This window comes from Pseudomonas sivasensis, assembly GCF_013778505.1.
In the GTDB taxonomy this organism is placed as follows: domain Bacteria; phylum Pseudomonadota; class Gammaproteobacteria; order Pseudomonadales; family Pseudomonadaceae; genus Aquipseudomonas; species Aquipseudomonas sivasensis.
In genome coordinates this window covers 1-15,967 of sequence record NZ_JAAOWU010000010.1, presented here as the reverse complement: position 1 = coordinate 15,967, position 15,967 = coordinate 1, and the positions used below count along the sequence as shown (strand labels likewise).

Annotated in this window: 10 protein-coding genes; 8 read left to right on the top strand and 2 right to left on the bottom strand. The window is 61.2% G+C overall.

From position 1 onward, the window contains the following. Positions 1–169: 169 nt before the first annotated feature. Complete coding sequence (aceF, locus tag G9Q84_RS17345; RefSeq protein ID WP_181643765.1) at positions 170–1,822, bottom strand: dihydrolipoyllysine-residue acetyltransferase; 1,653 nt, start codon at positions 1,820–1,822, stop codon at positions 170–172. Between the two features lie 11 nt (positions 1,823–1,833). After that, positions 1,834–4,479: a pyruvate dehydrogenase (acetyl-transferring), homodimeric type gene (gene aceE / locus G9Q84_RS17340; protein ID WP_032890366.1), complete on the bottom strand. Its 2,646-nt coding sequence runs from the start codon at positions 4,477–4,479 to the stop codon at positions 1,834–1,836. Between the two features lie 383 nt (positions 4,480–4,862). Here aceE and glnE point away from each other — a divergent pair, with 383 nt between their 5' ends. The 8 genes from glnE to G9Q84_RS17300 are packed head-to-tail and all read left to right on the top strand — an operon-like array spanning position 4,863 to position 14,806. After that, a complete protein-coding gene (glnE, locus tag G9Q84_RS17335; protein WP_095186099.1) occupies positions 4,863–7,802 on the top strand; it encodes a bifunctional [glutamate--ammonia ligase]-adenylyl-L-tyrosine phosphorylase/[glutamate--ammonia-ligase] adenylyltransferase in 2,940 nt (979 codons plus the stop codon). Positions 7,803–7,856: 54 nt separating this feature from the next. Then, on the top strand, positions 7,857–8,891 hold the full coding sequence (gene waaF, locus G9Q84_RS17330) for a lipopolysaccharide heptosyltransferase II (RefSeq protein ID WP_181643764.1): 1,035 nt from the start codon (positions 7,857–7,859) through the stop codon (positions 8,889–8,891). 1 nt (position 8,892) lies between these two features. Then, entirely contained in the window at positions 8,893–9,954 is a 1,062-nt protein-coding gene (waaC, locus tag G9Q84_RS17325) for a lipopolysaccharide heptosyltransferase I (protein WP_181643763.1), read from the top strand. Further along, complete coding sequence (locus tag G9Q84_RS17320) at positions 9,954–11,078, top strand: glycosyltransferase family 4 protein (protein ID WP_032890373.1); 1,125 nt, start codon at positions 9,954–9,956, stop codon at positions 11,076–11,078. The genes waaC and G9Q84_RS17320 overlap by 1 nt, the downstream gene beginning before the upstream one ends. Beyond that, positions 11,075–11,881: a lipopolysaccharide core heptose(I) kinase RfaP gene (gene rfaP / locus G9Q84_RS17315; protein ID WP_181643762.1), complete on the top strand. Its 807-nt coding sequence runs from the start codon at positions 11,075–11,077 to the stop codon at positions 11,879–11,881. The genes G9Q84_RS17320 and rfaP overlap by 4 nt, the downstream gene beginning before the upstream one ends. Then, positions 11,881–12,615 carry a lipopolysaccharide kinase InaA family protein gene (locus tag G9Q84_RS17310; protein ID WP_095186097.1) on the top strand — a complete coding sequence of 245 codons (735 nt, stop codon included), beginning with the start codon at positions 11,881–11,883 and terminating at the stop codon, positions 12,613–12,615. Before rfaP ends, G9Q84_RS17310 begins: the two co-directional genes overlap by 1 nt. Then, positions 12,612–13,364: a lipopolysaccharide kinase InaA family protein gene (locus tag G9Q84_RS17305; RefSeq protein WP_181643761.1), complete on the top strand. Its 753-nt coding sequence runs from the start codon at positions 12,612–12,614 to the stop codon at positions 13,362–13,364. Before G9Q84_RS17310 ends, G9Q84_RS17305 begins: the two co-directional genes overlap by 4 nt. Next, complete coding sequence (locus G9Q84_RS17300; RefSeq protein ID WP_181643760.1) at positions 13,364–14,806, top strand: lipopolysaccharide kinase InaA family protein; 1,443 nt, start codon at positions 13,364–13,366, stop codon at positions 14,804–14,806. The genes G9Q84_RS17305 and G9Q84_RS17300 overlap by 1 nt, the downstream gene beginning before the upstream one ends. Positions 14,807–15,967: the final 1,161 nt, after the last annotated feature.

The window sequence follows — 15,967 nt, the reverse complement described above, 5'->3', positions numbered from 1 at the left end:
GCCGGGCGAGGGATTTCTTCAATCGAGATGACAGAAGGTGTACAAACCTGTTCTGTCTGTATCGAAAAGCAAAAAAAGCCCCGCCAAATTGACGGGGTTGAGGTACGAGCGTGGCGCTCGGAAATCGGTGCAACCAAGTCTCCCCGGTGAAGGGGAGACCTGATCTGGCTTACAGCAAGATGGTGCGGATGTCGTTCAGCAGCTGGCTCAGACGCTGGGTAAAGCGTGCAGCGGCCGCGCCGTTGATCACACGGTGATCGTAGGACAGCGACAGTGGCAGCATCAGCTTCGGCTGGAACGCTTTACCGTCCCAGACCGGCTGGATGGTTGCCTTGGAAACACCCAGGATCGCCACTTCCGGCGCGTTGACGATTGGCGTGAAGCCAGTGCCGCCAATGTGACCGAGGCTGGAGATCGTGAAGCAGGCGCCTTGCATGTCGTCTGCGGTCAGCTTCTTGTCGCGGGCCTTGGCAGCCAACGCAGCCGCTTCGGCAGCGAGTTGCAGCAGGCTCTTCTGGTCGACGTTCTTGATGACCGGTACCAGCAGGCCGTCAGGGGTGTCTACAGCGAAGCCCACGTTGACGTATTTCTTGCGAATGATCGCTTTGCCGCTTGGCGCCAGTGAGCTGTTGAAGTCCGGCAGTTCCTTGAGCAGGTGTGCACACGCCTTGAGCAGCAGTGGCAGCACGGTCAGTTTCACGCCAGCCTTCTCGGCCACGGCTTTCTGCGCAACGCGGAAAGCTTCCAGGTCGGTGATGTCGGCCTGGTCGAACTGGGTAACGTGCGGAATGTTCAGCCAGCTGCGGTGCAGGCTCGACGCGCCGATTTGCATCAGGCGAGTCATTGGCACTTCTTCGGTCTCGCCGAAGCGGCTGAAGTCCACGACCGGGATCGGTGGAATGCCTGAGCCGCCGGTAGCAGCGCCGGCAGCCGGAGCTTCCTTGGCTTTCTGCATCATGGCTTTGACGTAAACCTGCACATCTTCCTTCAGCACGCGGCCATGTGGGCCAGTGGCCGACACAGCGTTCAGCTCGACGCCGAATTCACGGGCCAGTTGGCGTACCGCCGGGCCAGCGTGAACCTTGGCACCGCTTGGCGCAGGTGCAGCAGCAGCTGGAGCCGGTGCGGCCTCGGCTTTTGCAGCAGGTGCGGGTGCAGGTGCAGCGGCCGGTGCAGCTTCAGCTTTGGCAGCAGCCGGAGCGGCGGGGGCTGGAGCGGCAGCCGGTGCGGCGCCTTGTACTTTCAGCTTGAGGATGAAGTCACCGGTGCCGACTTCGTCTTCCAGCTTGACTGCGATGCTTTCCACCACGCCAGCAGCCGGCGAAGGAATTTCCATGGAAGCCTTGTCGGATTCCAGGGTGATCAGCGATTGGTCGGCTTCGACGGTGTCGCCAACCTTGACCAACAGCTCGATGATCTTGGCCTTGCCCGACGAACCGATGTCCGGAACATGAATGTCCTGAACAGAGGCGGCGGCCGGTGCAGCAGCCGGGGCCGCAGGGGCCTCGGCTGCAGCGGCAGGCTTTTCAGCGGCAGGCGCTGATGCAGCAGCGGCAGCAGGAGCCGCCGCAGGTGCAGCATCAGCGGCACCTTCGATTTCCAGCTCCAGCAGTTCGTCGCCTTCTTTCAGGCGGTCGCCCAGCTTCACTTTCAGGCTCTTGACCACGCCGGCCTTGGGAGCAGGGATTTCCATGCTCGCCTTGTCCGACTCCAGGGTCAGGATGCTCTGGTCGGCTTCGACTTTGTCGCCGACCTTCACAAACAGCTCGATTACTTCACCTTCACCGCTGCCGATGTCAGGTACGCGAATGAGTTCGCTCACAAAAAATCTCCTCAGCAGTCCAGTGGGTTGCGTTTTTCCGGGTTGATCCCGAACTTGACGATAGCGTCAGCCACCACCTTAGGTTCGATCTCACCACGGTCAGCCAAGGCTTCCAGGGCTGCCAACACCACGAAGTGACGGTCGACTTCGAAGAAGTGACGCAGCTTCTTACGGCTGTCACTGCGGCCGAAACCGTCGGTACCCAGGACTTTGAATTCCTTGGACGGGACCCACTGGCGAATTTGTTCAGCGAACAGCTTCATGTAGTCGGTAGAGGCAATGACTGGACCTTTACGGCCGGCCAGGCACTCTTCGACGTAGCTCTTCGCGGGTTTCTGACCAGGATGCAGGCGGTTGCTGCGCTCTACGGCCAGGCCGTCGCGACGCAGTTCGTTGAAGCTGGTAACGCTCCACACGTCGGCGCCGACGTTGAATTCGTCACGCAGGATCTTCGCTGCTTCACGCACTTCACGCAGGATGGTGCCGGAGCCCATCAGCTGTACGTGGTGCGCTGCTTCCTTGGTGTCTTCTTCGAGCAGGTACATGCCCTTGATGATGCCTTCCTCGACACCGGCCGGCATGGCTGGCTGCTGGTAGGACTCGTTCATCACGGTGATGTAGTAGAAAACGTCCTGCTGCTCTTCGGTCATTTTCTTCATGCCGTCCTGGATGATCACCGCCAGCTCATAGCCGTAGGTTGGATCAAAGGTGCGGCAGTTCGGGATGGTGGCAGCCAGGATGTGGCTGTGACCGTCTTCGTGTTGCAGGCCTTCGCCGTTCAGCGTGGTCCGGCCGGCGGTGCCGCCGATCAGGAAGCCACGGGTACGGCTGTCGCCTGCTGCCCAAGCCAGGTCGCCGATACGCTGGAAGCCGAACATCGAGTAGAAGATGTAGAACGGCAGCATCGGCTGGTTGTGGCTGGAGTACGAAGTACCGGCAGCGATGAAGGAGCTCATGGCGCCCGCTTCGTTGATGCCTTCTTCGAGGATCTGGCCCTTCTTGTCTTCCTTGTAGAACATCACCTGGTCTTTATCGACTGGCTCATAGAGCTGGCCGACGGAGGAGTAGATGCCCAACTGACGGAACATGCCTTCCATACCGAAGGTACGGGCTTCGTCCGGGATAATCGGAACGATGCGTGGACCGATTTCCTTGTCCTTGACCAACTGCGCGAGGATCCGCACGAAGGCCATGGTGGTGGAAATTTCACGGTCGCCCGAACCGTCCAGGATAGCCTTGAGGGTGCTCAGGTCCGGGGTCGGTACGGAGAAACTGTTGGCGCGGCGCTGTGGTACGAAACCGCCCAGTGCAGTGCGGCGCTCGCTCAGGTAGCGGGCTTCGGCGCTGTTTGGCTCTGGCTTGAAGAACGGCAGGTTTTCCAGCTCTTCGTCCTTGACCGGGATGTCGAAGCGGTCGCGGAACAACTTCAGGCTGTCGACGTCGACTTTCTTGGTGTTGTGCGCAGTGTTCTTCGCTTCGCCAGCACCGGTGCCATAACCCTTGATGGTCTTGGCCAGGATGACGGTTGGTTGTTCTTTGTGGTTGACCGCTTCGTGGTACGCCGCGTAGACCTTGTACGGGTCGTGGCCGCCACGGTTGAGTTTCCAGATCTCGTCGTCGGACAGGTCTGCAACCATTGCCTTGAGTTCAGGCGTGTTGAAGAAGTGTTCACGTACGAACGCGCCGTCTTTGGCTTTGTAGTTCTGGTACTCGCCGTCGATGACTTCGTCCATGCGACGTTGCAGGATACCGTCAACGTCCTTGGCCAGCAGTGGGTCCCAGAAACGGCCCCAGATGACTTTGGTCACGTTCCACTGAGCACCGCGGAACACGCCTTCGAGTTCCTGGATGATCTTGCCGTTGCCGCGAACCGGGCCGTCGAGGCGCTGCAGGTTGCAGTTGATGACGAAGATCAGGTTGTCCAGCTTCTCGCGGCCGGCCAGGGAGATGGCGCCCAGGGATTCCGGCTCGTCGCACTCGCCGTCGCCCAGGAAGCACCAGACTTTCTGCTTGCCTTCAGGGATGAAGCCACGGGCTTCCAGGTACTTCATGAAACGTGCCTGGTAGATCGCTTGAATTGGACCCAGACCCATGGAAACGGTCGGGAACTGCCAGAAATCAGGCATCAGCCAAGGGTGCGGGTAGGACGACAAGCCGCCACCGTCGACTTCCTGGCGGAAGTTGTTCATCTGGTCTTCGGTGATACGACCTTCCATGAACGCGCGGGCATAAACGCCTGGCGAGGTGTGACCCTGGAAGTAGATCAGGTCGCCGCCGTGTTCGTCGGTCGGGGCCTGGAAGAAGTAGTTGAAGCCGATGTCATACAGGGTTGCGCTGGAAGCGAAGCTGGAGATGTGACCGCCCAGGTCCGAATCTTTCAAGTTCGTGCGCATTACCATCGCCATGGCGTTCCAACGTACCAGCGAGCGAATGCGGCGTTCCATGAACAGGTCGCCAGGCATGCGTGCTTCGTGGGTAACGGGGATGGTGTTGCGGTATGGCGTGGTGATGGCGTAGGGCAGTTGCGAGCCGCTGCGGGTCGCGAGTTCGCCCATACGGGTCATCAGGTAGTGAGCACGGTCTTCGCCTTCTTTGTCGAGAACCGATTCCAGGGCGTCCAGCCATTCCTGGGTTTCGACGGGATCGAGGTCTTGCATGGCTTGCTCCAGGGCGGAAAGGCTACCAGAATCGGTTGCCTGAAGTTTGCGACTGGCCTTGTGGGCAGACGACATAAATTCTTGGATGGCCGAAGGTTGCTTCGGCGTCCTGTAGTTTTACTACAAATCGTCGGCCATTTCAGCCTTTCGAATGTATATACGAGTAGTAAAACTACACAAGACCGAGCGTATGGCTCGGTCTGGCTGGTGAGCATAATCGTTATTGTTGATCTTTTGCGAACAAGAAAAGGTAGAAGTTTAATGTTGTCTGCCAAAAACTATAAATTTTCAGCTATTTATAACCTTTGTTCGACAGTCCTTCATCGAGCGTGCTTCTTGCGTTCGCAGCAACAAGCCCATTACGCGCCGATCAAGGATAGACCATGAGCCTTCCAATGCTGGCCGAATTGCCGGCCATTCTCCTCCCAATTGCCCAGCGGGCCGAGCAGTCATTTCGTGACGCAGTGGCCGCGCTGGACGACGATCATGGACTTTGTACGTGGACGCCGCAACGCTGGGCCGACTTCACCCGGGTGTGCGCCGCCAGTGATTTCGTCATTGAACAGAGTGTTCGTGACCCTTTGATGTTGCTGGAGCTGGTGGCCTGGGGCGAGCTGGACCGCAGCTTTGCGCCGGGCGAGCTGTGCGGGCAAATTGCAGGCGCTGTGCAACAGGCCGAAACCGAAGACGAACTGGGCCGCGTATTACGTCGCCAGCGCACGCGCCAGCAAGTACGGATTATTTGGCGCGACCTGACCCGTCAGGCTGATCTGGTGCAGACCTGTCGTGATCTGTCCGACATGGCTGACGCCTGCATCGACCAAGCCTACCAATGGCTGTACCAACGCCACTGCGTGCAGTTCGGCACGCCCACCGGCCGGCGCAGCGGCGAGCCGCAGCACATGGTCATCCTTGGCATGGGCAAGCTCGGCGCGGTGGAGCTGAACCTCTCGTCGGATATCGACCTGATCTTCGCCTACCCCGAAGGCGGCGAAACAGTGGGCGTGAAGCGTTCACTGGATAACCAGGAGTTCTTCATTCGCCTTGGTCAAAAACTGATCAAGGCCCTCGACCCCATGACCGTCGACGGTTTTGTGTTCCGCGTTGATATGCGCCTGCGTCCCTACGGTTCGGCCGGAGCGCTGGTGCTCAGCTTCAATGCGCTGGAGCAGTACTACCAGGATCAGGGCCGCGACTGGGAACGCTACGCCATGATCAAGGCGCGCGTAGTGGCAGGCGACCAGGTGGCCGGTGCGCAATTGCTCGATATGCTGCGACCGTTTGTGTACCGCCGCTACCTGGACTTCTCCGCCATCGAAGCGCTGCGCACCATGAAGCAGTTGATCCAGCAGGAAGTGCGGCGCAAAGGCATGGCCGACAATATCAAGCTCGGCTCGGGCGGTATCCGCGAGGTGGAATTCATCGCTCAGGCCTTCCAGTTGATTCACGGCGGTCGCGACCTCAGCCTGCAACAACGCCCGCTGCTCAAAGTGCTCGGTACCCTGGAGGGCCAGGGTTACCTGCCGCCGGCGGTGATCGCCGAGTTGCGCAATGGCTACGAGTTCCTGCGCTACACCGAGCATGCCATCCAGGCAATAGCTGACCGCCAGACCCAAATGCTTCCGAGCACGCCGGAAGATCAGGCGCGCATTGCCTTTATGCTGGGCTTTGCCGACTGGGCCGCGTTCCATGAGCGCCTGATGCACTGGCGTGGTCGGGTGGACTGGCACTTCCGCCAAGTGATTGCCGACCCCGATGAAGAAGAGGGCGAAGAAAGCGAGTTGGTAGTGGGCGGTGAGTGGTTGCCGCTGTGGGAAGAGTCCCAGGATGAAGACGCCGCCTGCCGCCAATTGACCGAAGGCGGCTTCACTGACGCGCCCAGGGCGCTCAAGGCTCTGGCTGGTTTGCGCGGCAGCCCGCAGTTACGTGCGATGCAGCGCCTCGGTCGCGAACGGCTGGATGCGTTTATCCCGCGCCTGTTGGCCCAGGCGGTCGAACACGCCAACCCGGACCTGGTGTTGGAGCGCGTGCTGCCGCTGGTGGAGGCCGTCGCCCGTCGCTCCGCTTACCTGGTGCTGCTCACGGAAAACCCCGACGCCCTGCGCCGCCTGTTGACCCTGTGCGCCGCCAGCCCGTGGATTGCTGAGCAGATCACCCGTTTCCCGCTGTTGCTGGACGAGTTGCTCAACGAAGGCCGCCTGTTCAAGCCGCCGCTGGCGCCGGAGTTGGCCGCCGAATTGCGCGAGCGCCTTACGCGTATCCCCGAGGACGACCTTGAGCAGCAGATGGAAGCGCTGCGTCACTTCAAGCTCGCCCACCGCCTACGCGTGGCCGCTTCGGAAATCGCCGGCAGCCTGCCGTTGATGAAAGTCAGCGACTACCTGACCTGGCTCGCCGAAGCCATCCTCGAACAAGTGCTGGCCCTGGCCTGGCGCCAGACCGTGGCGCGCCACGGCTCGCCGCAGCGTCTGGACGGCACCCTGTGCGATCCTGGGTTCATTATTGTCGGTTATGGGAAAGTCGGCGGGATCGAACTGGGGCATGGTTCGGACCTGGATCTGGTGTTTATCCATGATGGCGATCCGCAGGCCGAAACCGATGGCGCCAAGCCGATTGACGGCGCGCAGTTCTTCACGCGCCTGGGCCAGCGCATCATTCACCTGCTGACCACCCAGACCAACTCCGGTCAGTTGTATGAAGTGGACATGCGCCTGCGACCTTCCGGTGCGTCCGGTTTGCTGGTCAGTTCGCTGGGTGCATTTGATCGCTATCAACAAAATGAAGCGTGGACCTGGGAGCATCAGGCCCTGATCCGCGCGCGGGTGCTGGTTGGCAGTCAGGATGTGGGCCGTGCGTTCGAGCAGGTACGGGCTAAAGTGTTGGGGCGTGAGCGGGATCTGGCGAAACTGCGCCAGGAGGTCAGCGAGATGCGCACCAAGATGCGTGACAACCTGGGCACCAAGGCCACCACAGCCGGTACCGGCGCCAATGCCTTCGACGCCGCGGCCGTGTTCGACCTCAAGCAGGACGCCGGAGGTATCGTCGATATTGAATTTATGGTGCAATACGCGGCTTTGGCGTGGTCTGCCCAGCACCCATCGTTGCTGCGCTACACCGACAATATCCGCATTCTGGAAGGCCTGGAGCAGGTGGGGTTGATGCCCGCCGCCGATGCCCACCTGCTGCGCGAGGTGTATAAGGCCTACCGTTCCGCTGCGCATCGCCAGGCCTTGCAAAACGAGGCCGGTACGGTGGCGGGGGATCAGTTCGCCGACGAACGGCGACAGGTGATGCGCATCTGGCAGGAGCTGGGGTTGAGCTGAAACACTATTAGGGCGGGGAGGCATAAGCCTCCCCGCATCGTTTGTGGAAACTACATGAATATTCTGATCGTTGGGCCCAGTTGGGTCGGTGACATGGTGATGGCACAGACACTGTTCCAGTGCTTGCGCCAGCGCCACCCAGACTGCCAGATCGACGTGCTCGCTCCTGAGTGGAGCCGGCCGATCCTTGAGCGCATGCCCGAAGTGCGCAACGCCTTGAGCTTCCCGCTCGGCCACGGCGCCCTGGAGCTGGCAACCCGCCGTCGCATCGGCAAATCCCTGGCCGGCCAGTATGACCAGGCGATCCTGTTGCCCAACTCGCTGAAGTCGGCGCTGGTGCCGTTTTTTGCTGGCATCCCCAAGCGCACCGGCTGGCGCGGCGAGTTTCGCTACGTACTGCTTAACGATGTGCGCACGTTGGATAAGGCGCGCTACCCGCTGATGATCGAACGCTTCATGGCGTTGGCATATGAGCCAGGCGCGGAGCTGCCCAAGCCGTACCCGCGCCCGAGCCTGCAGATCGACCCAGTAACCCGCGACGCGGCCCTGGCCAAGTTCGGCCTGACGCTGGATCGCCCGGTGCTTGCCCTGTGCCCTGGCGCCGAGTTTGGCGAGTCCAAGCGCTGGCCGGCGGAGCACTACGCCAAAGTCGCCGAGATGAAGATTCGCGAAGGCTGGCAGGTGTGGTTGTTCGGCTCGAAAAAAGATCATCCGGTGGGTGAAGAGATTCGCCAGCGCCTGATTCCTGGCCTGCGCGAAGAGTCGGTTAACCTGAGTGGCGACACATCGCTGGCCGAGGCGATTGACCTGCTGTCTTGCGCGGATTCGGTGGTGTCCAACGACTCCGGCCTGATGCACGTGGCCGCAGCGCTGAACCGCCCATTGGTGGCGGTGTACGGTTCGACGTCTCCAGGGTTTACCCCGCCCCTGGCCGACAAGGTTGAAGTGGTGCGCCTGGGCCTGGAATGCAGCCCGTGCTTTGACCGTACTTGCCGTTTCGGCCACTACAACTGCATGCGCCAGTTGCTGCCACAGCCGGTGAACGAGGCTTTGCAGCGGTTGCAGGGCATTGCGGTCGAGGTTCACTGAGTTGCGGGTACTGGTAATCAAGACCTCATCCCTGGGCGACGTGATTCATGCGCTGCCGGCACTCACCGACGCGGCGCGGGCGATCCCCGGCATTCAATTCGACTGGGTGGTGGAAGAAGGCTTCGCCGAGATCCCGACCTGGCACCCGGCCGTAGACAAAGTGATCCCGGTGGCGATCCGCCGCTGGCGCAAGAACCTCTGGCAGACCATAAAAAGCGGCGAGTGGCGGCGTTTCAAGCAGCAGATCCAGTCGACCAAATACGACCTGGTGATCGACGCCCAAGGCCTGCTCAAAAGTGCTTGGTTGACCCGCTATGTGCGTTCTCCGGTAGCGGGCTTCGATAAGAACTCCGCCCGTGAACCCATTGCGGCGCGCTTCTACTCGCGACGCCTGGCCGTGGCCCGTGGGCAACACGCGGTGGAGCGTCTGCGCCAGCTGTTCGCCGTGGCGCTGGGTTATGACTTGCCCAAAGGCTTGGGTGACTACGGCCTGAGCACCGAAAAACTGCTCGGGCTGCCGCCGAAAAAACCGTTTGTGCTGCTGTTGCACGGCACCACCTGGGACACCAAACACTGGCCCGAAGCCTATTGGCGCGAGCTGGCTGAGCGCATGGGCCGCTTGGGTGTGGACGTGAAATTGCCTTGGGGCAATGCCGCCGAAAAAGCCCGCGCCGAACGCCTGGCCCAAGGCCTGGGCAACGCCGAAGTGTTGCCCAAACTCAACCTGGCCGGCGTCGCTCGGGTATTGGCTGGCGCCCGTGCCTGCGTCGCGGTGGACACCGGTCTCGGCCACTTGGCTGCCGCGTTGGACGTGCCGACCATTTCCCTGTTCGGCCCCACCAACCCCGGCCTGACCGGCGCTTACGGCAAGGGCCAGATTCACTTGGGCAGCGACTGGTCGTGCGCACCGTGTCTGCAAAAGCAATGTACCTATCAACCCACGGCCGACGACCTGCGTCGGTTCGACATCAAGCGCGAGTCGCCCCTGTGCTTTACGCGCCTGAACCCTGAGCGTGTGGCAAGCCGGCTGAGCACGTTGTTATTGGCTGAGGAGCTGCACTGATGCAACTGGCTTTTGTTCTGTACAAATACTTCCCCTTCGGTGGCCTGCAGCGCGACTTCATGCGCATCGCCCTGGAGTGCCAGCAGCGCGGCCATCAGATTCGTGTCTACACGCTGATCTGGGAAGGCGACATCCCGCCCGGCTTCGAAGTGCTGGTGGCGCCGGTCAAGGCGTTCTTCAACCATAAGCGCAACGAGAAGCTCAGTGCGTGGATGGAGGCCGACCTCGCCAAGCGCCCGGTGGACCGCCTGATCGGCTTCAACAAGATGCCAGGCCTGGACGTGTACTACGCCGCCGATGGCTGCTTTGAAGACAAGGCGCAAAACCTGCGCCATTCGCTGTACCGCAGCTTTGGCCGCTACAAGCACTTTGCCGAATACGAGCGTGCGGTGTTCGCCAAGGACGCCAAGACTGAAGTCCTGATGATCTCCGAGGTGCAGCAGCCGCTGTTCATCAAGCATTACGATACCCCGCTGGAGCGCTTCCATCTGCTGCCGCCGGGCATTGCCCAGGACCGTCGCGCGCCGCCGAACGCGGCTGAAATCCGCGAAGGTTTCCGCAAGGAATTCAACCTCGGCGATGACGACCTGCTGCTGGTGCAGATCGGCTCCGGATTCAAGACCAAGGGCGTCGACCGCAGCCTGAAAGCCTTGGCCGCGTTGCCCTCTGAACTGAAGAAACGTACGCGCCTGTTTGTAATCGGCCAGGACGACCCCAAAGTATTCCAACTGCAAAGCGCCACTCTTGGGCTGGGCGACAACGTGCAGTTCCTCAAGGGGCGCAGCGATATCCCGCGTTTCCTGCTGGGCGCCGACCTGCTGATCCACCCGGCGTACAACGAAAACACCGGCACCGTATTGCTCGAAGCCCTGGTGGCCGGGTTGCCGGTGCTGGTTTCTGCCGTGTGTGGCTATGCGCACTACATCGCTGAAGCCGACAGTGGGCTGGTGCTGGACGAGCCCTTTGAACAGGCTCAGTTGAACCAGTACCTGGCGCAAATGTTGACCGATTCTGCACAGCGCGCGGCCTGGGGCCGCAATGGGTTGGCCTTCGCCGAGACGGCCGACCTCTACAGCATGCCGCAGCACGCTGCGGATGTGATTCTGGCGGAGCCAAAACGATGAAGTTGATTCTTGCCGAACCGTTCAAGACGTTATGGGCCGGGCGTGATGCTTTCGCCGAAGTCGAGAAACTGCAAGGCCGGGTATTCCGTGAACTGGCAGCGCGTCGCACGCTGCGCACCGAGGTGGATGGCCGCCCGTATTTCGTGAAGATTCATCGCGGTATTGGCTGGGCAGAAATCTTCAAGAACCTGATCACCGCCAAGTTGCCGGTACTGGGCGCCGGCCTGGAATGGGATGCCATTCACCGCTTGCAGGAGATCGGCGTACCGACCATGACCGGCGTGGCCTTCGGCGAAAAAGGCAGCAACCCGGCGGACCAACACTCGTTCATCATCACCGAAGAACTGGCGCCGACCCTCAGCCTTGAAGACGTGACCCTCAACTGGGCCGCCGAGCCGCCCGCACCTGCCTTGCGTCACGCCCTCACCGCAGAGCTGGCGCGCATGGTCGGCGACATGCACCGGGGCGGCGTGAACCATCGCGACTGCTACCTGTGCCACTTCCTGCTGGACACGTCCAAGCCGATCGACGCGCGTGACATCAAACTCTCGGTGATCGACCTGCACCGCGCCCAAATGCGGGCCCATTTGCCGCTGCGCTGGCGCGACAAGGACCTGTCGGCACTGTATTACTCAGCGCTGGACATCGGCCTGACCCGTCGCGACAAACTGCGCTTCCTCAAGGGCTATTTCCGCCAGCCGCTGCGCCAGATCCTGACCGAGCAATCGGCGTCCCTGAGCCTGATGCAGCGCAAGGCCGACAAGCTGTACGCACGCAAGCAACGCTACGGGGATGCGATCTGATGGCGGGTTGGAACCTGGAACCTGCTTATGCCGCCCTGGCGGATGATTTTGGAAGCCTCGACGCGGTGTTCGCCCTGCAAGGCGAGCGGCTGACCCGCGATCCGTTATCGGAAGTGATCCGGGTGCAGCGCGGCGGGGTCAATTACTACGTCAAGCGCTACACCGGCGCCGGCAAGGGCCTGCGGCGTTATCTGGGCAAGCCGCGGGTAAAGTCCGAATGGCAGAACCTCAAGCGCTTCGCCAAGTGGGGCATTCCCACCGCCGATGTGGTGGCTTGGGGCCTGGAGCGCAATGGCCTGGCCTACGACCGTGGTGCGATGATCACTCGTGAGTTGCCCAATACCGAAGATCTTTCGGTGGTGGCCGAGCGTAAAGATGCGCGCCTGCGCGACCCCAAGTGGGTCGATGTCGTCAGCCGCCAACTCGCCGAGTACACGCGCACGATGCACGACCAGCGCTTTACCCATAACGATTTGAAGTGGCGCAACCTGCTGATCGACGACCAGCAGACCCTGTACCTGATCGATTGCCCTAACGGCGATTTCTGGCGCGGTTTCTGGCTCAAGTACCGCATCACCAAGGACTTGGCCTGCCTCGACAAGGTGGCTAAGTATCACCTGTCGGCTACCCAGCGTCTGCGTTTCTACATGCAGTACCGTGGTTGTCGGCACCTGAGCGATTCGGACAAGCGGCGGATCCGCCACGTAGTGAAGTTTTTCGAGGGACGCGAATGAGTGATTTTCTGGCGGCTGAAGACCGTGCCTTGCTGGAGCGCCACGGCCTCGCGACATTCGACGCGCTGTGGGCCAAGCAACTGGACGCGGTGGACGAGCCCAACACCAGCCGTGGCGGCTGGAGTAGCGTGTTTCGTCTGGAGCTCGATGGCCACGGGTATTACCTAAAGCGCCAGAGCAACTACCTCACGCGCAGCTTGCACCGACCGCTGGGCGAGCCGAGTTTCTCCCGTGAGTTTCGCAATATCAGTCGTTACCGCACGCTGGGTATCCCGGCCTTGCAGGCGGCGTTTTACGGGGAGCGCAAGGTCGCCGGTGAACACCGCGCAATGCTGCTGACCCGCGCCCTCGACGGCTGGAATGACTTGGATTCATTGCTGGAGCAGTGGCCGCAACTGAGCGACGCCCAGCACCGCGCGATCCTGCTGGCGTGCGGCCAATTGGCGCGCCGGTTGCACAGCCTCGGCCAGGTCCATGGCTGCTTTTACCCCAAGCATATTTTCCTGCAGGCGACCGGCGACGGTTATGCCGCGCAGTTGATCGACCTGGAAAAAACCCGCCCGCTGCTGTTCGGCTGGCGTGATCGGGTCAAAGACCTGGAACCGTTGTTGCGTCGTGCACGGCAGTGGTCGGACGTGCAGGTGCGTCAACTGCTGGCGGCCTACCTTGATCAGCCCGAAGACAGCGCGCTGGTCGCGACCTGGCTGCAACGCCTGACGGCTCGGCGTAGCCACAAGGAGAACCGCTGATGCGCCTGTCCGAGCTGAAAAGCGCCGGCCGCACACCGAGCCTGCCCCTGACCCTTGACCTGGCGGATGCCGCTGGCCCCGGCCGACTGCAACTGCTGAGCCTTTTGCGCGTGTTACCGGGCGAGCGTTACGTGGGCGCGGCAGTCTGGCGCGGGCGTCCGGTGCTGGCCAAGTTACTGGTGGGCAGCAAGGCCGCGCGGCACTTTCAGCGTGAACTGAATGGCGTACGACTACTGGCAGAACAAGGCCTGACCACGCCGCTGTTGCTCGCCGATGGCCTGCAGGAAGGCGAAGGCGGCTGGCTGCTGTTTGAGTTTATCGAAGGCGCCGAAAGCCTGGCCGATGCCTGGCATGCCGTCGAAGGCCTGCCACCGTTGGCTGACGAGCAAACCGCCGTGCTCGCCGAAGCACTGGGCGCGATTGCCCAGATGCACACCAAAGGCTTGTGGCAGGAAGACCTGCACCTGGACAACCTGCTGCGCCAGGACGGCAAGCTGTACCTGATCGACGGTGCCGGTATCCGCGTCGAAGAGGCCGGCAAGCCGCTGTCGCGTAACCGCGTGCTGGAAAACCTCGGCGTGTTTTTCGCCCAGTTGCCGAAAAACCTTGAGCCGTTTACCGAAGAGTTGCTGGTGTATTACCTGCTGAGCAACGGCGAACACGCCTTGCCGCTGGAAGCCCTGGAGAAGCAGGTGCGCAAGGTCAGCGCTTGGCGCTTGAAGGACTTTTTGAACAAGGTCGGCCGCGAATGCACGTTGTTCAGCGTGGTACGCGGCGCCTTTGGTTTGCGCGCGATTCGTCGCGAAGAAGAGGCCTCGATGCTGCCGGTGCTGGAACAGGCCGATGCACTGCTCGACCAGGGCCACTTGTACAAGACCGGTGGCGCCGCGAGCGTGGCCAAGGTCGAGGTAGCCGGTCGCCCGCTGGTTATCAAGCGCTACAACATCAAGGGCTTTGCCCACTGGCTCAAGCGCTTCTGGCGCCCAAGTCGCGCCTGGCATTCCTGGCGCGAAGGCAATCGCCTGGCGTTCCTTGGTATCGCCACGCCGAAGCCTTTGGCTGTGTTGGAAAAGCGCTTTTTGTGGCTGCGCAGTCGGGCTTATCTGATCACCGAATACCTGCCGGGCCCGGACATCATCGAGCGTTTCGCGCCCTATATTGAACACGGTGATGCACCGGAAAATGAGCTGCTGGCACTCGACAAGCTGTTTGCCGAACTGATCCGCGAACGCATCAGCCATGGCGATTTCAAGGGCCATAACCTGTTCTGGGACAAGGACCGCTGGTCGCTGATCGACCTCGATGCAATGTGCCAACACACCTCCGCCGTCAGCTTCGCCACGGCATACGCGAAGGATCGTGCGCGGTTTATGCGTAATTGGCCGCAGGACAGTGCGTTGTACAAACTGATTGATCAGCGACTGCCTAAAACCATCGACTGAACGCGTGCTTCCCGTGGTGAGCGGTCTTCCTGCGGTGAATGGGCTTCCTGTGGTGAGCTGTCTCCCTGTGGTGAGTGTGCTTCCTGTGGTGAGCTGTCTTCCTGTGGTGAGTGTGCTTCTTGTGGTGAGCTGTCTTCCTGTGGTGAGCGGGCTTGCCCCGCGCTGGGCTGCGCAGCAGCCCCACTAGAAGCACCGCAGTGCTTCAAGTAAATCGCAGCGGCTGGTTTTGGGGCCGCTACGCAGCCCAGAGCGGGGCAAGCCCGCTCACCACAGTTATGGTGCCCTCCTTAAGTGTTGTGTCAGCAAAAGTGCTTGGGCATTTGTGAGTGAAGAGCGACAGCGCTTACACGTCGTGAGCGGTCTTCTTGTGGTGAGCGGGCTTGCCCCGCGCTGGGCTGCGCAGCAGCCCCACTAGAAGCACCGCAGTGCTTCAGGTAAATCGCAGCGGCTGGTTTTGGGGCCGCTGCGCAGCCCAGCGCGGGGCAAGCCCGCTCACCACAGTTATGGTGCTCTCCTTAAGTGTTGTGTCAGCAAAAGTGCTTGGGCATTTGTGAGTGAAGAACGACAGCGCTTTACACGTGGTGAGCGGTCTTCCTGTGGTGAGCGGGCTTGCCCCGCGCTGGGCTGCGTAGCAGCCCCACTAGAAGCACCGCAATGCTTCAGGTAAATCGCAGCGGCTGGTTTTGGGGCCGCTGCGCAGCCCAGCGCGGGGCAAGCCCGCTCACCACAGTTATGGTGCTCTCCTTAAGTGTTGTGTCAGCAAAAGTGCTAGGGCATTTGTGAGTGAAGAACTACAGCGCTTACACGCGCGGGGCAAGCCCGCTCACCACAGTTATGGTGTTCTCCTTAAGTGTTGTGTCAGCAAAAGTGCTTGGGTATTTGTGAGTGAAGAACGACAGCGCTTACACGTGGTGAGCGGTCTTCCTGTGGTGAGCGGGCTTGCCCCGCGCTGGGCTGCGCAGCAGGCCCACTAGAAGCACCGCAATGCTTCAGGTAAATCGCAGCGGCTGGTTTTGGGGCCGCTGCGCAGCCCAGCGCGGGGCAAGCCCGCTCACCACAGTTATGGTGCTCTTCTTAAGTGTTGTGTCAGCAACAGTGCTTGGGCATTTGTGAGTGAAGAACGACAGCGCTTACGCACTCATTATTTTCTATCCGACTGAT